We start from the raw sequence: 18,116 nt of genomic DNA, 5'->3' as shown, positions 1-18,116 counted from the left end.
GAGTGAAGGGCTGGAGCGGCCGCAGCGGACTGGCGAAGGTGGACCTGTATACGCGCGGCACGGTCTATCTGATCCCGTGGGCGGGGGTCCTCGGGCTGACCTTGCTGCTGCAGGCCCGGCCGGTCCACGAGGACGGGCAGCTGATGCTGGTCATGAGCGCCTCGCTGCTCGCCGTCGCGGAGGGGGTGCTCTGCGGACGGCTGGCCCGGCACGCGATGGATGCCTATCTGGGGCAGGGGCAGGTGCCCCGGAGCATGGTCTCGCGGGCGGCGGCGGTGACGGCCGCGACGACGGCCGCCGTGGTGGCGCTGGCGGCGACGGTCGATCTGGCGGGGCTGCTGCCGACGATGCTGGCGGCGGGACTGGCGCCGTTCCTGACCGTCCACTGTCTGCTCGTACGCAACCGGACCACGGCCCTGATCCAACTGGCGGTGCTGGCCGTGGTGGGCGGGCTGGTTGCGCTGACCGGCCGCAACGCCGGTCAGGCGCTGTTCGCCGTCGTGACGACCGGCTTCGTGACCGGCTGGATGGCGTTCACGGCCCGGGCATCCATGTGGGTGCTGGCGGTGATGTGGGAGCTGCGCGAGGCGCGCGACGTACAGGCGCGGCTCGCGGTCGCCGAGGAACGGCTGCGCTTCGGCCGCGATCTGCACGACGTACTGGGCCGGAATCTCGCCGTCATCGCGCTCAAGAGCGAGCTGGCGGTGCAGCTGGCCAGGCGCGAGCGGCCAGAGGCGGTCGACCAGATGACGGAGGTCCAGCGCATCGCCCAGGAGTCGCACCGAGAGGTGCGGGACGTGGTGCGCGGCTACCGCGAGGCGGACCTGCGGGTGGAAGTGGAGGGTGCGCGGGGCGTGTTGGCGGCGGCGGGGATCGCCTGCACCGTCGAGTGGGGGGAGGCCGAACTGCCCGGCGATGTCCAGTCGGCGCTGGGCTGGGTGGTCCGGGAGGCCACGACGAACGTGCTGCGGCACGGGGACGCGCGGCGCTGCACGATCTCGGTGCGGACCGCGGACGACACCGTCGTCCTGGTCGTCGAGAACGACGGGGTGGCCGAGACGGCGTCGGGCGACGCCCCGGGCTCGGGGCTCGCGGGCCTGCGGGAGCGGTTGTCCGCGGTGGGCGGCACGCTGGAGGCCGGTCCGTGCCGGGGCGGACGCTTCCTTCTGACGGCCCGCGTTCCCTTCAAGGACGACCGAGACGGCGGGGACGACGGGGACGACCTGGTCGGGAACGACGTGAAGGAGGCGGTGTGACCGTACGCGTACTGCTCGCCGACGACGAGCATCTGATCAGAGGCGCCCTGGCCGCCCTGCTCTCGCTCGAAGACGATCTCGTGGTGGTCGCCGAGGCGGCCACGGGCGGCGAGGCCCTCGCCATGGCACGGGCGCACCGTCCCGACGTCGCCGTCCTCGATCTTCAGATGCCGGGGCCGGACGGTGTGAGCGTGGCCACATCCCTGCGGTCCGAACTGCCCGAGTGCCGGACGATGATCGTCACCGGTCATGGGCGGCCCGGTCACCTCAAAAGAGCACTGGCTGCGGGTGTGCGGGGGTTTGTCCCCAAGACGGTGAGCGCCCAGCGGCTGGCGGAGATCATCCGTACGGTGCACGCCGGAAACCGTTATGTGGACCCGGAGTTGGCGGCCGACGCGATCTCGGCGGGGGACTCGCCGCTGACCGGCAGGGAGGCTGAGGTGCTGGAACTGGCGGCGGACGGGGCACCCATCGCGGAGATCGCGGAGCGGGCCTCACTGTCGCCGGGGACCGTCCGGAACTACCTCTCGTCGGCCGCCTCCAAGCTGGGTGCCGAAAACCGGCACACGGCGGTGCGTCTCGCACGGGAGCGAGGTTGGGTATAGTGGTCTCCGCGCTACGGCGCATGCGGACGTAGCTCAGTTGGTAGAGCGCAACCTTGCCAAGGTTGAGGTCGCCAGTTCGAACCTGGTCGTCCGCTCAGTTTGAAGGCCCCGGTCCTTTCGACCGGGGCCTTCTTCGTGCCCGTCGGGTTTGATCTACGACCAGCTCAGGCCGGTCAGCAGCTCGTACGCCTCGATGTACTTCGCGCGGGTCGCGTCGACGGTCTCCTGCGGGAGGGCCGGCGGCGGCTGCTCGCCCTTGCGGTCCCAGCCGGAGGCGGGCGAGGTCAGCCAGTCGCGGACGTACTGCTTGTCGTACGAGGGCTGGGAGCGACCCGGCTGCCAGGAGGCGGCGGGCCAGAAGCGGGACGAGTCCGGGGTCAGCACCTCGTCGGCGATCACGAGGTCGTCGCCGTCGAAGCCGAACTCGAACTTGGTGTCCGCGAGGATGATGCCGCGGTCGCGGGCGATGTCGCGGGCCCTGCTGTAGACGGCCAGGGTCGCCTGGCGCAGCTGGGCGGCGGTCTCGGCGCCGACCTGGCGGGCGACTTCCTCGTACGAGACATTCTCGTCGTGGTCGCCGACTGCCGCCTTGGTGGCGGGCGTGAAGATCGGGGCCGGGAGCTCGGAGCCGTCGGAAAGCCCCTCGGGCAGCCCGAGCCCGCAGACGGTGCGGGACTGGTTGTACTCGACGAGGCCCGAGCCGGTGAGATAGCCGCGGGCGACGCACTCGACCGGGACCATGCGCAGGGACTTGCAGACGAGGGTGCGGCCCGCCCAGTCGGCGGGGGCGCCGGCGGGCAGGTCTGTGCTCAGGACGTGGTTCGGGACGAGGTCCTCAAGGCGCTCGAACCACCAGAGCGAGAGCCGGGTGAGAACCCGTCCCTTGTCGGGGATCTCGGTGGGCAGCACCCAGTCGTAGGCGGAGATGCGGTCGCTGGCGACCATCACGAGGTCGCCCGCCTCGTTCTGGTACAGATCGCGCACCTTGCCGGTGTGCAGATGTACCAGGCCCGGGACCTGAAGCGGTTCGGGCTTTTCGACGAATCCGGACACGGTTCCTCCCCGTGGTTTTGTGCAATGGCTCCGATTCTCCCGTACGACGGGAGCGGGGGCCTGGTCAGGGGTGGCTGATCGGTCCCAGTCGCGTTGTCGTCGCGTCCTAGTCGCGTTTGCAGATGCGGTCGAGGAGATTGGCGGTCGCCCGCTGGACGCGGGTGTCGACATGGCCGGGCCGGTCCAGCGCCGGGGACCAGGCGAAGGTGCCGGACGCGAAGACGAGGGCGCCGGAAGGTGCGCGGTACAGGGATGTCTCCTGGTGGCGGACGACGCCTTCGCCGTCCCGGTACGGCGAGTGGGCGAGCAGAATCCGGCTGTGGTGCTCCGGGAGCGAGGTGCGCGGGAAGTACCGGTCGGCCTCGCCGGCGACCAGGCCGGGCAGCTCGTCGCCGTCGCCCGCGCCGGTCGCCTCCCAGAGCCAGTGGTCCGCGTTCCGTACCACCAGGGGACACGGCTCGGGGACCCGGCCCGCGTACTGGATGCCCAGCATCTGCTGCTCGGCCCGGTCGATCTCGCGCCAGAGAGCCGCCTTTCCGGGGCCGCGGCGCTTGCGACAGCTGAGGAGACGGTGGGGGACGCCGGAGGGGGACGGAGCGAGCTCGACCTGCCAGTACATGGTGTTGGCGGAGAGGAAGACGAGCGAGGTGCCGTGGTCGCGGGCGCGCTCGGCGGTGCCGCGCATGGGGGCGGACCAGTACTCGTCGTGGCCGGGGAAGACCAGGCCGCGGTAGCGGGCGGGGTCGATGTGGCCGGCGTGCAGATCGCGGGTGTCGGCGTAGGCGAGGTCGTAGCCGTAGCGCTCGGCCCAGCGGATGAAGTCATAGGCGTGGCCGACGTGGAGAGGCAGGCCCGCGCCGGCGTACGGGCGGTCGAACGAGACCGTGACGGCGGCGTCATCCTCGCCAAGGAGACAGCCCTGTTCGTCCCAGGCGTGGTAGAGGCTGGCGCCGGTACGACCGTCCTCCGGGTAGAGGTTGTATGCCTGCCAGGTGATGTCCGGGAGCAGCAGGAGTAAGTCGGCCGGGTGGTCGTCGCGGACGGTGAAGGGGATGTGGGACCGGTAGCCGTCGACGGTGGTGAGCACGGCGACATAGGCGCCGACCGACCAGTACGAGGGGATCTGCAGCCGCCAGGAGAGCCACCAGTGGTGACAGGAGACGGTGCGGTTGGCCGTGAGCGGGGGCGGCTGCACGATGCCGGCGAGGCGGGGGCTGGTGGTGATCTTGGCCGCGCCGTCGCCCGCGTAGTGCCCGATGCGGTAGACGTCGACGGAGAACTGCTGGGGCGGGTCGACCGTGATGTGTAAGTCGACCGCCTCCCCGGGGGCGACGGCACCGGTGGACGCGAAGCCCTTGATCTGGCGGTGTACGTCGTCGGCGGTGCGGGGGCCGCGGACGCTTTTGCCGCGGTCGGGGTCCGCGTACCAGGGGACGACGTGGCCGGTGTCGTCGAAGTAGTTCTCGCTGCCCCGGAGCCAGGGCAGGGGGCCCTGGCCGAAAGGATCCGTCACGGCGTGGGCGAGGGCGCCCGATTCCCATCGCCGGATCTGCTCCGCCCCCATGCTGCGCCCTCCCTCGATGCGGCTGGGACAACTGTGATGCGCCGATTGCTCAGCGTCGGTCTCCAGCACATCACATAACGCACGCACTCCGTCACCCTTCGTCGCGGATTGACGGGAACGGAACGGGTGGCGGGGGCGCGGGTCGGCTGCGGCCGGGCTCTTCGACCCGTTCCGCGGGCACGCTCACGACCAGGCGGACCGTGGCAGTCCGGCGGCGGGCACGCTCATACCAAGCGGACCGGCTTCTCCGCGCGGATGCCCAGTTTGGTGAGCCAGGTGCGGAGGGGGGACACGTCGCCGTCCTCGGTGAGGCTCAGGACAGCGGCCGCAAGGTCCCCGCGGCGTTCGCCGTGGATCAGGAGGGCCGGGCCGTCGAGCCAGTCGAGGCCGGGGGCCGCGCCGGCCGTGTCGACCGCCGCGCAGCAGACCATCGCGGTGACATGGTCCGCGAGCAGCTCGCGCCCGGAGCGGGGCGGCTGGAGAGGGAAGAGGGGGAGCGGGTCCGCGCCCCAGCCGTTCAGGGCGTCGCCCGGGCTCTTGGGGACCGGCGGGGCCGCCGCCTCCTCGCGGGCAACCTCCGCGCTGATCCCGGCCGCCAGCGCCTCGCCGGGGTCCTCGCCCCGGCCGGACAGATGGTCCATCACCCGCGCGAGCGTCGGACCGTCCGGGCCGGTCGACGGTGGCACGCCCATGTCGTCGAGCACCCGGTGGAGGCGCGCCGCTTCGGTGCGCCACTTGAGGTCGACGACCTCTTCCGGATACTGCTGCCAGCCCACCGGGGACCAGTCGGGGCCCGCCTCGGCCGGACCGCCGTGGAAGAGACGCGCGGCCAGCAGCGACGCGGCCTCGTCTATCGCGCCCGGCTCTTCGAGCAGGTCGCACGCGGGGCGCTCGCCCAGACGGGAGGTGAAGCCCTCGGCCAGCCGGTCGCGGCGGGAGAGTTCGGTCAGTGCCGAGACGACGCCCGCGTCGAGCCGGGACGGCCAGCGGCCCATCCGCCATGCGGGCAGTGCGACCCGGGTCAGCAGCCGGTCCCAGCCCGCGTAGGCGAGGCCGACCTGCTCCTGGGCGACGATCCGCAGGCCGTAATCCACAGCCTGTGCACGCTCGGACGCGGCGGCCGCGACCCCACGCTCCATCTCGGCGGCGGGCGCCTGGCAGCTGCGCAGCAGCACCCGGCTGATCAGACCGACGAAGCCGAGCGCCGTCCTGCGTATCGCCCCCCGCCCAGGACCCGCCGCGACCGCGACGGCCGCGTCCAGACCCCGCACGAAACGGCGTGCTGCGGCTATGTCCGGCTGCGCCGACGGCGCGGTCCCGGCGACGACCGGCGCCAGCACCGCCCGCAGCTCGGCGACCCGCATCCACCACAGGAACGGCGAGCCGATCACCAGCACGGGCGCCTCGGCGCCGCGGCGGCGGCGCCCGCTCCGTATCGCATGGGCCGGGTGCGTGCGGTCCTCGAGCCAGCTGTCGCAGTCCGGGGTGAGGGCCAGCGCGGAGGGCGCGGGCACCTCAAGGCGCTCGGCCACGTCCCTGACCAGCCGGTACAGATCGGGGGCCGACGGCTCCGAGAGGTCGACGGTGGGGCTCAGCGCCGGACTGGCTCGTACGATCACGGCTGCGACCGCAGCCGCGAGCACCAGCACCAGCACGGCGAAGAGCGTCACGACCCAGCGCGCCGTGTCCCAACTCCCGCCGCTCATATGCCCCGTGGTACCACCGGCGAGCAGCACGACGGCGACGGCCGCGGGCAGCAGCGCCACGGCCAGCGCCCTGCTGCGGATGCGCAGCACGGCGAGGGCCCGCGAGCGCGCGGCCTGCGCACCCAGCGACTCACCGAGACCGGTACCGGACACGGCCGGACCTCACCCCCTCTGCCCTGCGACGGTGTTGCTCACTCCCCCACTGTGGCACCCACAACTGACATCGCAATGCCGGTGGGCCAAGTGCCGGAACGCTTGCGCCGCACCCTAGTTGGGGCTTCGGCGGGCGTCATCCGGATGGCTCAGCCGTCACTCGATGGAATGGCTTTGGGCAAAGGTGATGACGGTAATCAGGCCCTGGGGGTTCACTCCCCGGCGGCCTCGCGTGCGATGTCCGTACGGTGCTGCGAACCGTCGAGCCGGATCCGGGCCACGGCCTTGTACGCCCTCTCGCGCGCCTGCGACAGGTCCTTCCCGGTCGCCGTGACCGAAAGCACCCGGCCGCCGGCGCTCACGATCGCCTCGCCGTCCCGCTTGGTCCCGGCGTGCAGCACGTACGCATGGGGCGCATCCTGCTCCGCGATCTCGTCCAGGCCCTCGATCGGGTCGCCGGTGCGCGGGGTGTCCGGGTAGTTGTGCGAGGCGACGACCACGGTCACGGCGGCGTCATCACGCCACCGCAGCGGCGGCTGCATGTCGAGAGTGCCCTGCGCGGCATTGAGCAGCACGCCCGCGAGCGGGGTCTGCAGGCGGGCCAGGACCACCTGGGTCTCCGGGTCGCCGAAGCGGGCGTTGAACTCGATGACGCGTACTCCGCGCGACGTGATCGCCAGACCCGCGTACAGCAGCCCCGAGAAGGGCGTGCCACGGCGGTGCAGCTCGTCGACGGTGGGCTGGAGGACGGTTGCCATGACCTCGTCGACCAGCTTCGGGTCGGCCCAGGGGAGCGGGGAGTACGCGCCCATGCCGCCCGTGTTGGGGCCCGCGTCGCCGTCGAGCGCGCGCTTGAAGTCCTGGGCCGGGGTGAGCGGGAGGACCGTCTCGCCGTCCGTGATGGCGAAGAGGGAGACCTCGGGGCCGTCGAGGAACTCCTCGATGACCACACGACCGCAGGCCAGCGCGTGTTCGCGGGCGGCGACGAGGTCGTGGGTCACGACGACGCCCTTGCCGGCGGCGAGGCCGTCGTCCTTGACGACGTACGGAGCGCCGAAGGCGTCGAGGGCCTCGTCGATCTCCTCGGGCGTCGTACAGACATAGCTGCGGGCCGTGGGCACTCCGGCCGCCGCCATCACAGCCTTGGCGAAGGCCTTGGAGCCCTCCAGCTCGGCCGCCTCGCGGGAGGGGCCGAAGCAGGGGATGCCCACGGCCCGTACCGCGTCGGCGACACCGGCGACGAGCGGCGCCTCGGGGCCGACGACGACGAGCTCGGCCGCCAGCTCGGTGGCGAGCCGCGCCACGGCCGCGCCGTCCAGCGCGTCGACCGGGTGCAGCTCGGCGACCTCGCCGATGCCTGCGTTTCCGGGCGCGCAGTGCAGCGCGGTGACGTCGGGGTCGAGGGAGAGAGAGCGGCACAGGGCGTGTTCGCGGGCGCCGCCGCCGATGACGAGGACCTTCACGGCAGTCAGCCTAACCGCCGGGAGCGGCTGCTCCTGTACGGGCCTCCGAGGCTCCCCCCTCTATTCGTTTGTGTATTCCTCCACGACCGTGGCGCCGAGCTCGCGCACGATCAGGTCGTGGCCGGAGAGCGCGGAGTCTACGAGGTCGGGGTCGTCCGCCTCCGGCACGTCGTCCTCGGGGGCGACCGGTGGCGGAGTCTGTACGGGGGCGGCACGCGGCGGCTCGGGGGCGGAGGACCGCGGGGCGGGGGCCGACTGGGGAGTCGACTGGGCCGGTCCGGGGGCGGGGGGCGAGGGAGCTGCCGGCCCAGAGGCGGGAGCGTGGTTCTGTGCGGCGGGGGCCTGCGGGGCGGGGGCCTGTGATGCCCGACCGCCGCCATAGCCGCCACCACCGCTGCCGCCGAAGCCGCCGCCTTGACCGGACGGGGGCTGGGCGCCACCGCCCGGGCCGCCCGCGCCGCCCGACGGGTCGATGATCGCCTCGACCTTCCACTGCACGTGGAACTGCTCGGCAAGCGCCTGCTTCAGCACCTCCTCGCTACCGCTGCTCGCGAAGTTGTCCCGGGCACCGGCGTTGATGAAGCCGAGCTGGAGGGTGGTGCCGTCGAAGCCCGCCACCTGGGCGTTCTGGCTGAGCAGGATCCAGGTGAAGCGACGGCGGTTCTTCACGGCCTCCAGGATGTCCGGCCACATGTTCCGCACTTGTCCGGCGCCCTGGACCATGGCTGCGCCCGGCGCGGAGGGTCCGGGGGCGGGGGCGGCCGGAGTGGGCGAGGGTGCCGCAGGCGCGGCGCCCTGTCCCGGGGCGGACGCCGTGGGCCAGCCGCCGGGACGCCGCCCGGCCGTCTCGGCAGGGGGCGTGGCGGGGGCGGCGGATGCGGCGGGTCCGGCCGCGGCGGGCCAGGCTCCGGGACGCTGACCGGCCGACTGCGGCTGCTCGGCCGGGTCGGGAGCCGACGCGGGCACGGGCGCGGGAGCGGTGGGGGCGGCCTGAGGCACCCCGGCCGCCGCACGCGCCGCGGCCGGACCTCCGCCCTGCGGCACGTCCGCCGCGGGCGGCGGCACCGGGGCGTGAGCCTGCGCCTCCGGCCCCGGTACGTACCCCATCGCGGGCGCGGAACCCCCGGTCGAGAAGGTCGCGCCCCGCTCCAGCCTGTCCAGCCGCGCCTGCACCGAGCGCTCGTCGTCGAACGCGGCGGGCAGCAGCACCCGCGCGCAGATCAGCTCCAGCTGCAGCCGCGGCGAGGTGGCGCCACGCATCTCCGTAAGTCCCGTATTGACCAGGTCCGCGGCCCGGCTCAGCTCGGCGGCACCGAAAACGGACGCCTGCGCCTGCATCCGCTCGACCACGTCGGCGGGCGCGTCGATGAGCCCTGTCTTCCCCGCGTCGGGCACGGCGGCCAGGATCACCAGGTCCCGCAGCCGCTCCAGCAGATCGGCGACGAAGCGCCTCGGGTCGTTGCCGCCTTCGATGACGGTGTTCACGACCTGGAAGGCCGCGGCCCCGTCGCCCGCCGCGAAGGCGTCCACGATCGAGTCGAGCAACGATCCGTCCGTGTACCCGAGCAGTGCGGTCGCCATGGCATACGTCACACCCTCCTCGGTCGCACCCGCGAGCAGCTGATCCATGACGGACATCGAGTCACGCACGGACCCCGCGCCCGCCCGTACGACGAGAGGCAGCACACCCTCCGCGACCGGGATGTTCTCCTTGCCGCACACCTCGCCCAGGTAGTCGCGGAGCGTCCCCGGGGGCACCAGCCGGAACGGATAGTGGTGCGTACGCGACCGGATCGTGCCGATCACCTTCTCCGGCTCGGTGGTCGCAAAGATGAACTTGAGGTGCTCCGGGGGCTCCTCGACCACCTTCAGCAGAGCGTTGAAGCCCTGCGGGGTGACCATGTGTGCCTCGTCGATGATGTAGATCTTGTACCGGCTGCTCGCCGGCCCGAAGAATGCCTTCTCCCGAAGATCACGCGCATCGTCCACACCACCGTGTGAAGCGGCGTCGATCTCGATGACATCGATCGACCCCGGCCCGTTCCTGGCGAGGTCACGGCAGGACTGGCACTCGCCGCAGGGTGTGGGCGTGGGCCCCTGCTCACAGTTCAGACAGCGGGCGAGGATGCGGGCGCTGGTCGTCTTGCCACAACCGCGCGGACCGCTGAACAGGTACGCGTGATTGACCCGGTTGTTCCGCAGGGCCTGCTGCAGCGGGTCAGTGACATGCTCCTGCCCGATGACCTCGGCGAAGGACTCGGGGCGATAGCGGCGGTACAGCGCAAGGGACGACACGCCTACGAGGTTATCGGGGCCCACTGACAAGCGTCGCTGCCCGCCGATGCCCACCACGACCGGCCCCCGCTCGCTCCGGCACCCACAGCGCCCCCGAACGCAAGCGCCCCCCACGCACCCGCCAGAGCCGACCTACCCTTGCTGCCTTCCGGCCCTGGGGGAGTTCAGTCAGATAGCGCCACGTGAGGGGCTCCGCACAGGGTACCTGATGGCAGGGGGTGGGAACGAGTTCGCTAGCACTCCTCAACGTCTTGTATTGTTTGCGGCGGAGGATTCGCCTAGTGGCCTAGGGCGCACGCTTGGAAAGCGTGTTGGGGGCAACCCCTCACGAGTTCGAATCTCGTATCCTCCGCCATTGCTCTCACCGGGCAATACGTCGAAGGGCCCCACCGTTCGCGGTGGGGCCCTTCGGCGTAGGCCGTCTCAGTTTCCGTCTCGGTTGGCCCTCGGCAGCTCCCGGAGCGCATCGCCGCTGCCACAGCCTCCCCACCCGTGATCGCGTCCACCGCGACGCCCGGGACGCCGAGCAGCAGAAGCACCGCCGTCGCCGTGTGACGTGTGTCACGCAGCCGACCGTCCCCCGCGCCTGCGCCCCGAAGCGGCCGGCCGACCCGGGCCGGCTGCGCCGCTTCATCGGGGTTCGGCTCCTGAAGCGGGGCGGACGGGCCGGCCCTCCCGGCCTGAAAGCGAGAAGCAACATTCCGCACCGCTCGCGACCTCTGTACTTACGTAGGTCTCGGACGTCATGGGGCGTCGCGACGGCACTCACGCCTCGGAGGGAAAATGACACTTCGCCAGATTGCTCGCGGAACAGGTCTCGCCATAGCGGCCGTAACCGCTCTGGCGACGGCCACGGCACCCGCGTCCGCTGCGACAGTCAACTGGAAGGAGATAAGCCCGAACTCGAACTGGCGATGTGAGGACACCATCGCCCACGCAACGTATCCACAGGTGAAATTCCAGGGCTGCGTCGTGGCCAATCAGAACGGAGACGCGCAGGTCGTTCTCGTGGTCAACAACCAGGGCCCCAAGGGCGTCAACATCGGCGGCTGGACCTCGTCACAGTTCGGCAGCAACGTCACCTGCGCCGACTCGGTCCTCAACCCTGGCTTCCAGCGGGGCTGTTTCGGGCCCACGATCACTGTTCCCTGCAACATTACCTACCACAACTCCGTGCACCTCACGGTGAACGGATCGACCAAGATAGCCCCCGCGCCGACATTCGCGAAGATCTGCAGCTAGTACTGGCAGGCAATGAGTCGGCGGCGGTTCGTGCGAAGGGTGACGTCCGCTGCCGGCCTCGGCTGCCTGCCCGTACGAGCTTCGTCGCGGAGATCAGGACCCGCAGACCGGTGGCGCTACGATCCGGCTGGTACAAGCCGGGACGGTACGACGCAGTCCCCACACATGAAGGAAATCACTTGCACATACCGGGAGTTGGTAGGTTTGGCGCGGTCATCGCTGCCGCCGTCAGCACGGTCGCCCTTGCCTCCGGGACGGCTTCGGCCCACCCATGGTGGCAGGAGTGGGTCCCGACGCAGAATCAGCAATGCGGTCCAACCACGCACCACGAAGTTTCGACCAAGGTCCTTTTCCAGACCTGCATCGTCAGGCACCCCACAAACGGCACTGCGCAGCCCGTGCTCATCGTACGGAACAACGCGAGTGTGACTGTCGCGGTCGAAAACGCAAGCGTGTCCAGTCTGTGGTCCCACAACACGTACGACTGTGCCCTCCTACGCCTGGCCCCCGGCACGGCGTTGGCTTGCTACGGCGGAACCACCAGTCTGGTACTCGGGAAGAACAAGGCCATCGGCCAATTCACCTACAACGGCATAACGGACAACACGGCATACGCCGAGCTCGCATACGCACCGTAGGGTCCTGCGTCAATTCGACCGTCCGATGGTGACGGTGCAGTTCGAAAATGCGCCCGCAGGTGAACGAACCGTGAGGGGTCCCACCGTTCGCGGTGGGACCCTTCGGCGTTGGCCTGTCTCAGCGCATCCGCGACGCTCCCCGGGAGCGGAAGCACGATCGCGGCCGCGGGAGGTGCGTCCTGGCGGCGTCCATCCCGTAAGCACACCACGAACTCGAAGACACGTACCGGCGGGCCGGGACTGGCCAGGCAGGTAGCCCGTACGCTGACGCGGGTGACGCGTTTGATCGTGGCAGCGGGTGGAGGAGGCGACGCAGTCGCCGCGGCAATGCTCGACGCCGCCGTGTACGGCGGCGAGGGACCGGCCGTGATCCTCACCTACGCGTGGGACCGCCTCCTGATCGATCCCGTGCCCGGGCCACGAGGCCCGGCCAACTTCACCGGCCTGCGACCTCTCACCAGAAGTGTCCAGGCCGTACCCGCCGACGCAAGGCCGGTAGCCCCCGCCGGCTCGACACTCCCCCGGCTCGCCGCCGAGCTGCCGCACACCTTCGCCCTGATCGACCCGCACCACGGTGCCGAAGGCATCACCCGCCAGCTCGAAGAACTCATCCAGCACCTGGAACCCGAGTCCATCGACCTCCTGGACGTCGGGGGCGACATCCTCGCGCGGGGCAACGAACCCACCCTCCGCAGCCCGCTCGCCGACGCCCTCACCCTCGCGGCGTGCTGCCAAGTCAACGCCCCCGTACGACTCCTGGTCGCCGGCCCCGGCCTCGACGGCGAACTCCCCGCGGACGCTCTGCGCGACCGCATGGGCCCACTCGTCCTGACCTTCGCGGCCGACCACGTCGAGGCGATTGGCTCAGTCCTGGAATGGCACCCCTCGGAAGCCACGGCAATGCTCGCGGCCACCGCCCGAGGAGTCCGCGGCCAGTGCGAAGTCCGGGACGCCGGCCTGCCCGTCCCCCTCACCGACGAGGGACCCACCGTCCATGAAGCCGACCTGGACGACGCCCTCAATCGCAACGAGCTCGCCCGAGCCCTCCTCGCCACGGAAACTCTCGACGAGGCCGAGCAGCACAGCCGCGAGATCTGCGGCTACTCCGAGATCGACTACGAGCGCGACAAGGCCAGTTGGCTCGGCGACCAGCACGAACGCAAGCTCGACCCCGCTGCCGCACTCCGCCAACTCGACCAATTCGAGGCCGAAGCCCGCAACCGCGGCATCACCCACACAACGTTCCGCCGCATCACCGAGGTCCTCGGTCTCAATGGCAGACAGCGCCAGGACCTGAGAGCTCTCCTGCTCAGCAGCCGGCCGGAGCAGTACCAAGCCCCTCTCTGGCGCATCTCATCCTGACGGAGTGCCCGGCTGACACGGCATGGCCCTGGGGCCGGGCCCATCGCCCGGCCCCAGCGCCTTCATGGGCAGTGGTGCTCAGTGTGCGGTCGTGCCGCGTGTTCAGCCGCCGATCTCCGCGGGCTTGACGACGATCCAGTTGCGGTCGGCGTCGACGCGGAGTCCCGCCTTCTTCTGCTCGTCGGCCCGCTTGGCCTTCTCCGACTGCAACGCGTCGGTGTACTTCTGCTTGCGGTTGACCCAGAGCCGTTCTCCACCGGCCTGCACATCGGTGTCGAAGAGCATGAACCAGTCGCTGGGTGCGTCACCTGCGACGAGCACCGGACGCTTGTAGTGGGCGATGTACTCCTTGATACCGGCGAGCTTGCCGACGTACCACGTGCCCGGGGTCCACAGGTACGGCGTGATCTCCATCCGCATGTGCTTGCTCTTCGGGTACTCCGCGTCGAGGAAGTGCCCCTTCTCGATCTGCTTGCGTGCGGTGGTCAGTTCGCCGGTTGCGGGATCGCGCAGCAGTGTGGTGACACCGATGACGTTCTTCGGTTCGATGCCCAGGCCGTAGGCAGGGTCGGAGACCACCATGCGCACCAGCTCCTCATGAGCGGCGGTCATGACGTGGACGGTGATCCCGTGCTTGCGCAGCTCGTTGATGAGTTGGCGCTGACCGGGGTAGATGCGCGGCGGGTTGACCGTGCTGTGCACGGTTTCGTCGCCCTCGTAGTACGTGACAGGTATGGGCGTGCCGTAGGCGAAGAGATCGTCGACATGGACTTTGAGTGTCTCGAGGCTCAGCCCGGAGAAGACCTGTGCGATCCACGGGTAGCAGACCTTGTCGTCGATTTCGCACAGCCGCACGTAGTAGGAGTAGAGGCTCTCGCCGTCGCGGAAGGGAATCAGTTTCAAGGACGGATCGAGGTGGTCGCGGTCCAGCACGCCCTTCATCTCGAGGTAGGGCAGCAGTGATTCCTCGAGGTCGTAACGCCAGATGGTGTTGTCGGCGTCGAAGACGGCGTAGTCGCCGCGATCGGAGAACTTGGAGATGAGTTTCTGCAGCCGTTTTTCCTGGGCGTCCGGCCAGGAGCTCAGGTCCGTGTGACGGCTGCTCCCGGCGGCGTCGGCGGGACCGTCGGCGGCCTGTGCCAGCACGGGGCCGAGCGTCAGCGCTGCAACAGCGGTGACGGCGCTGAGGATGCTGACCAGAAAACGCCGGGCAGTGGGCATGGAACTACCGCCTCTCGGGTCGGTCACGGTTCCGCATTGCGCAATGCCGTGTGGCATGCGCAACGAGGGAAGCGGATGCGGGCGACCGGTGTCAAGAGTCAGGACGCCCCCCTTTGCGCCAGTGACCGGAAACGGGCGGCGAGTTGAGTGACCGGAAGCCCGGCGGCCACCTCCCCAAGGGCCGGGGCGTTACCGCAGGCCAGGGCGGGACCCACGCCCAGGGCCGAGAACATGAACGAATGGGTACGTGTGCGCGGGCACCCGGCCGCGCGGTGCGAAACCGGCGGGCCGCGGCCGCGGCGGCCCAAGAGCGTCAGGTCGCGTCACGACCTTGCCGGACCGTCTCGGGGTCGTCCGAGGCAGGCGGGTGTGCTCGACCGGTGCCGGTGCCGGTCTCGATGAGGATCTGTTCGGCCTGCGCATCGTTGTCCGCGCGGACGGCCCTGGCCATCGCGGCACGTGCCGCGTCGGGCGTCGCGTGCGGCGGGATCACCAGCAGGGAGAAGTGGTCTCGATCGCCTCGGGTGATGAGGACGGTGTCGTCACCGACCGGGAACGAGTCGATATGCACGACGCGGTCGTTGATGATCAGTCGTGTCGGCAGTTCTTCCCAGGCGGCGGCGTCCAGGCCGACGCGCGTGACGGGACCGATGTGCTCGGTCAGCTCGGTGATCAGGCCGGGAAGCTCGGCGCCGATGTCGCGGGAACACGGCCACCACGCACCGTCGAGAACTCCCCGACGGGAATGTGTCGTCTCCAGCCGCAGGAGTGCTGTTCCGGGTTTGACGGACTGATGGATCGCGTCCGGCAGAAGCTTCGCTGCACGCGGGGTGTCGGAGTCGGACATGGTGTCCTCGCCGTCTGCGGGATTCGTCAGTTCGCCGATCGCCTGGGACGACGCCTGCGTGGCTGCCGGGCCAACGGAGTGGTGGCGTGATTTCACCGTACTCCGCAAGCCGGCGCAGGGGTCGCTTGCGCAGCGGACCCGGACCCGGTTCTCCGGGAAAGTCGCTGGTCACGCGCAGGTTGTGCGGGCCGTGCGCGGAGTACAGTGAAAGGACCGGGAGTACTTCGCACACCTGCTCCGCGCTGGTGCCGTTCTCGGCGAGCAATAACACCGGGGACGTTGAAGACGCGCCCGGGGACAGGTCCGCGCCATGACCGCCACGATCGACCGTACGACTATCGGTGAGCGCGTCGCCTCCCCACCGGTCCGCCTGTCCCTGACCCCGGCGGGCCCGATGCCAGGTCTTCTGGACGGTGCGTGGTGGCCCCGCTCCCGCGATCTCCTTCGTAAACTCCCGGCGCTGACGGACGCGCTGGACCCGCGCTGGGGGCGGATCACTCGCGTCACCGTGAACCCCGCTCACTGGCCCGTGATCCCCCGCAAGGTGCCCGTGACCGGGCATACGGTGCACGTCGGCTGGTTCACCGACGAGCAGGACCCGCACAAGATGATTCTCCTCTCCTACGCCACGGGACGCTGGGACCTGCTGGTGATCCCGCCGGAAACCGGTGCGGCTGCCGGTGCCCGGCTGATGGCCGCCGCGGCCACCCCCGGAGGCATCCTCGCCGCCAGCAGTCTGATGGCGAGCGAGGACATCACCCGTGACGCGAGTGAGTCGCTGGGCCGGGAAGAGGAGTGGGAGACCGACGGCGGGGCCGCCTCGGCGGCGGCCGGAAACCCGAAGCCGATCGGCCCTGCCGGGCACCCGAGCCTGATCGGCCCTCTGAGCTGCGCCCAAGGGATGTGAGGACGTGGAGACCGCCATCACCGTGGCTGTGATCATCGCCATGATCGTCGTAGGAGTACTGCTGATCCATCTGCTCAATGACCAGCACGAGGAACGGATCGCGGCATTCCACTACGGCGACATCATGCCGGGAATCGGCCGCCGGCGGAGCCGGAAGAGCCGACGGCCGACAGCGCCTGCCGGACCGCCCGTCGTCACCACGCACCACGAAGACAGCCACGGGGGCCGCGGCTGACGCATGACCTTCTGCTGACCGGGGGCGGTGGGTGTGGAGCTGCGGCTCTCGCCCACCGACATGTCGTCCTGATGAATGAGGCCACCATGGAGCCACTGGAACTGCCCCTGGCCGGGTGTGCGGATGTGCGGATCATTGCCGCGTCCCCCGAGGTCGCCCGCCAGGTCGCAGAGGTTCTCCGGCGTTGCTTCGCTGCCACCGAACAGCGCAGTTACTCCGCCAGCGGCGAAGGCGGAACCCGCCTCCACCTCACCGTGGACACCACCCAAACGGCCGAACCGGCGCGGTCCTGGCTGGTGACCAGTCAGTCCTCGTCGGGGGATCGCCGACACGCGGACGAAATCTGAAGCGATGGAAATCTGAAGCGACGGCCCTCGACGGGCGCGGTCAGGGTACCGCCGCCCCGGCCTCATGAACTCCCCGTCGGTGCCCAGCACGAGTGGGCGGACGTCATGGCAACACTGCAGGAGCGGAAGCACTACCGCGAAGCGATCATCAAGACCCTGTACGAGGCCACGGAAGGCAATCGCCTCCTCGGCGTCACCGGGGCGAAGCTGCGGGACGACCTCCAGGTCCCCGAGGAGGATCTGGCCGCCGCCTGCGCATATCTGGTGGGCGAGGGGCTCATCACCGTCGACTGGGCACAGGGAAACACACCCGCGATGGTCATGCTGACGCATCAGGGATCCGGCTCGTGGAGGCCGAGGAGGAGGAACACGACTGACGCGGCGCGGGGCCGTTTCCGGACACCAGGAGTGAATTGCCCCAAGAATCCCTGATGCCGGAAGTGCGTCGCAGTCATAGCATGATGAGTGGGTCGTGCACTCTCACGTGTGGCGGCCCGGAAGGGCGGCCCCGGTGTGTATACGCCGGGGTCGTTGTGTGACCGTCGGCGCATGGCAGGGAGCAGGGAATGATTCGTTCAGCCGATATCCGCGAGTGGCGCGACCGCGACGTCGTCGACCCGAAGGGGCGCAAGATCGGCGCGCTGGAGGCGATCTACGTGGACACCGCCACCGATGAACCCGCCATGGCCACCGTCCGTACCGGCCTTCCCACCCGGCAGCGCCTGGTCTTCGTCCCCCTCGACGAGGCGATGCTGGGACCGGGATACGTCAAGGTCGCGCACGCCAAGGCCCTGGTGAGGCAGGCCCCGTCCATCGGCACGGACGACATCCTGCCCGCCGAGCGGGAGGAAGCGATCTTCAATCACTACGGCATGGCCTACCGGCCGGGCGCCAACGGCGAACGACAGCTCGCGCGCCGCTGATCTCCCGCTGATCTCCCGAGCACCGCACCCGTGGAGGTGTGAGCGTATGGCGATCTTCCTGTTCCTGCTTCTCGTCGCCGTCATTCTGGGACTCATCGGCGCCGTGGCGGAGGGCCTGTTCTACCTCCTGATCATCGGCATCGTGCTCGTCGTCGCCGACGTGATCTTCGGGGCCGCGCGATGGTCCCAGCGCTCGCACCGTCGCCCGCTCCGATGAAACCGGCTGTGTCCCGCCATGTCGCTGTCGTGCAGCGCGGCGACGGTCAGAAGCATCTCGCCGGGTGAAGCGGTAGCCGGGG

General features: G+C 70.2%; 17 protein-coding genes, 2 tRNA genes, 1 other RNA gene and 1 pseudogene. 13 read left to right on the top strand and 8 right to left on the bottom strand.

All coding sequences use genetic code 11. From position 1 onward, the window contains the following. The first annotated feature begins 2 nt into the window (after nucleotides 1-2). The 3 genes from ACQEVG_RS00665 (at nucleotide 3) to ACQEVG_RS00655 (ending at nucleotide 1,956) form a co-directional block, all read left to right on the top strand. On the top strand, nucleotides 3-1,256 hold the full coding sequence (locus tag ACQEVG_RS00665; RefSeq protein ID WP_432975357.1) for a sensor histidine kinase: 1,254 nt from the start codon (nucleotides 3-5) through the stop codon (nucleotides 1,254-1,256). Further along, complete coding sequence (locus ACQEVG_RS00660) at nucleotides 1,253-1,861, top strand: response regulator (protein WP_432975354.1); 609 nt, start codon at nucleotides 1,253-1,255, stop codon at nucleotides 1,859-1,861. Before ACQEVG_RS00665 ends, ACQEVG_RS00660 begins: the two co-directional genes overlap by 4 nt. Before the next feature lie 22 nt (nucleotides 1,862-1,883). Beyond that, nucleotides 1,884-1,956 (top strand) — tRNA-Gly (locus ACQEVG_RS00655). 58 nt (nucleotides 1,957-2,014) lie between these two features. Here the strand turns inward: ACQEVG_RS00655 and ACQEVG_RS00650 are convergent. From ACQEVG_RS00650 to ffs, 6 genes are all read right to left on the bottom strand, one after another. After that, a complete protein-coding gene (locus ACQEVG_RS00650) occupies nucleotides 2,015-2,914 on the bottom strand; it encodes a phosphoribosylaminoimidazolesuccinocarboxamide synthase (protein ID WP_432975351.1) in 900 nt (299 codons plus the stop codon). A 106-nt stretch (nucleotides 2,915-3,020) separates the two neighbouring features. After that, complete coding sequence (locus ACQEVG_RS00645) at nucleotides 3,021-4,478, bottom strand: N,N-dimethylformamidase beta subunit family domain-containing protein (RefSeq protein WP_432975348.1); 1,458 nt, start codon at nucleotides 4,476-4,478, stop codon at nucleotides 3,021-3,023. A gap of 224 nt (nucleotides 4,479-4,702) precedes the next feature. Next, nucleotides 4,703-6,337 carry a hypothetical protein gene (locus tag ACQEVG_RS00640; protein WP_432975345.1) on the bottom strand — a complete coding sequence of 545 codons (1,635 nt, stop codon included), beginning with the start codon at nucleotides 6,335-6,337 and terminating at the stop codon, nucleotides 4,703-4,705. 212 nt (nucleotides 6,338-6,549) lie between these two features. Next, nucleotides 6,550-7,800, bottom strand: a complete 1,251-nt coding sequence (gene purD, locus ACQEVG_RS00635; protein WP_432975342.1) for a phosphoribosylamine--glycine ligase — start codon at nucleotides 7,798-7,800, stop codon at nucleotides 6,550-6,552. A 60-nt stretch (nucleotides 7,801-7,860) separates the two neighbouring features. Then, entirely contained in the window at nucleotides 7,861-10,095 is a 2,235-nt protein-coding gene (locus ACQEVG_RS00630) for a DNA polymerase III subunit gamma and tau (RefSeq protein WP_432975339.1), read from the bottom strand. A 96-nt stretch (nucleotides 10,096-10,191) separates the two neighbouring features. Further along, nucleotides 10,192-10,290, bottom strand: an RNA gene (ffs, locus tag ACQEVG_RS00625) — signal recognition particle sRNA small type. Nucleotides 10,291-10,362: 72 nt separating this feature from the next. Between ffs and ACQEVG_RS00620 the strand changes: the two genes are divergently transcribed. The 4 genes from ACQEVG_RS00620 (at nucleotide 10,363) to ACQEVG_RS00605 (ending at nucleotide 13,337) form a co-directional block, all read left to right on the top strand. Beyond that, nucleotides 10,363-10,450, top strand: a tRNA-Ser gene (locus ACQEVG_RS00620). 617 nt (nucleotides 10,451-11,067) lie between these two features. Next, the gene (locus ACQEVG_RS00615) at nucleotides 11,068-11,337 is read left to right on the top strand and encodes a hypothetical protein (RefSeq protein ID WP_432975336.1); all 270 of its coding nucleotides are present in this window, start codon (nucleotides 11,068-11,070) and stop codon (nucleotides 11,335-11,337) included. A 452-nt stretch (nucleotides 11,338-11,789) separates the two neighbouring features. Further along, on the top strand, nucleotides 11,790-11,975 hold the full coding sequence (locus ACQEVG_RS00610) for a hypothetical protein (protein ID WP_432975333.1): 186 nt from the start codon (nucleotides 11,790-11,792) through the stop codon (nucleotides 11,973-11,975). A 273-nt stretch (nucleotides 11,976-12,248) separates the two neighbouring features. Beyond that, a complete protein-coding gene (locus ACQEVG_RS00605; RefSeq protein WP_432975330.1) occupies nucleotides 12,249-13,337 on the top strand; it encodes a DUF1152 domain-containing protein in 1,089 nt (362 codons plus the stop codon). 102 nt (nucleotides 13,338-13,439) lie between these two features. Here the strand turns inward: ACQEVG_RS00605 and ACQEVG_RS00600 are convergent, their stop codons facing one another. Together ACQEVG_RS00600 and ACQEVG_RS00595 are read right to left on the bottom strand one after the other, a co-directional pair. Then, the gene (locus ACQEVG_RS00600) at nucleotides 13,440-14,558 is read right to left on the bottom strand and encodes a haloacid dehalogenase-like hydrolase (RefSeq protein ID WP_432975327.1); all 1,119 of its coding nucleotides are present in this window, start codon (nucleotides 14,556-14,558) and stop codon (nucleotides 13,440-13,442) included. 313 nt (nucleotides 14,559-14,871) lie between these two features. Further along, complete coding sequence (locus ACQEVG_RS00595; RefSeq protein WP_432984911.1) at nucleotides 14,872-15,405, bottom strand: DUF5994 family protein; 534 nt, start codon at nucleotides 15,403-15,405, stop codon at nucleotides 14,872-14,874. Nucleotides 15,406-15,715: 310 nt separating this feature from the next. Between ACQEVG_RS00595 and ACQEVG_RS00590 the strand changes: the two genes are divergently transcribed. The 6 genes and pseudogenes from ACQEVG_RS00590 (at nucleotide 15,716) to ACQEVG_RS00565 (ending at nucleotide 18,034) form a co-directional block, all read left to right on the top strand. After that, nucleotides 15,716-16,312, top strand: coding sequence for a DUF5994 family protein (locus ACQEVG_RS00590; protein WP_432975324.1), 597 nt, complete (start codon nucleotides 15,716-15,718; stop codon nucleotides 16,310-16,312). A gap of 4 nt (nucleotides 16,313-16,316) precedes the next feature. Then, nucleotides 16,317-16,547: a hypothetical protein gene (locus ACQEVG_RS00585; protein ID WP_432975321.1), complete on the top strand. Its 231-nt coding sequence runs from the start codon at nucleotides 16,317-16,319 to the stop codon at nucleotides 16,545-16,547. 86 nt (nucleotides 16,548-16,633) lie between these two features. Beyond that, the gene (locus tag ACQEVG_RS00580) at nucleotides 16,634-16,894 is read left to right on the top strand and encodes a hypothetical protein (RefSeq protein WP_432975318.1); all 261 of its coding nucleotides are present in this window, start codon (nucleotides 16,634-16,636) and stop codon (nucleotides 16,892-16,894) included. A gap of 105 nt (nucleotides 16,895-16,999) precedes the next feature. Continuing rightward, nucleotides 17,000-17,271 (top strand): annotated as a pseudogene (locus ACQEVG_RS00575) (hypothetical protein). Nucleotides 17,272-17,460: 189 nt separating this feature from the next. Further along, a complete protein-coding gene (locus tag ACQEVG_RS00570) occupies nucleotides 17,461-17,817 on the top strand; it encodes a PRC-barrel domain-containing protein (RefSeq protein ID WP_432975315.1) in 357 nt (118 codons plus the stop codon). Between the two features lie 46 nt (nucleotides 17,818-17,863). Continuing rightward, complete coding sequence (locus tag ACQEVG_RS00565) at nucleotides 17,864-18,034, top strand: hypothetical protein (RefSeq protein WP_432975312.1); 171 nt, start codon at nucleotides 17,864-17,866, stop codon at nucleotides 18,032-18,034. The last annotated feature ends 82 nt before the right edge of the window (nucleotides 18,035-18,116 follow it).

This window comes from Streptomyces sp. CA-135486, from assembly GCF_050936555.1.
Classification (GTDB): Bacteria; Actinomycetota; Actinomycetes; order Streptomycetales; family Streptomycetaceae; genus Streptomyces.
Note: the sequence above shows the minus strand (reverse complement) of the source record. Positions and strands in the feature narration are given on the sequence as shown.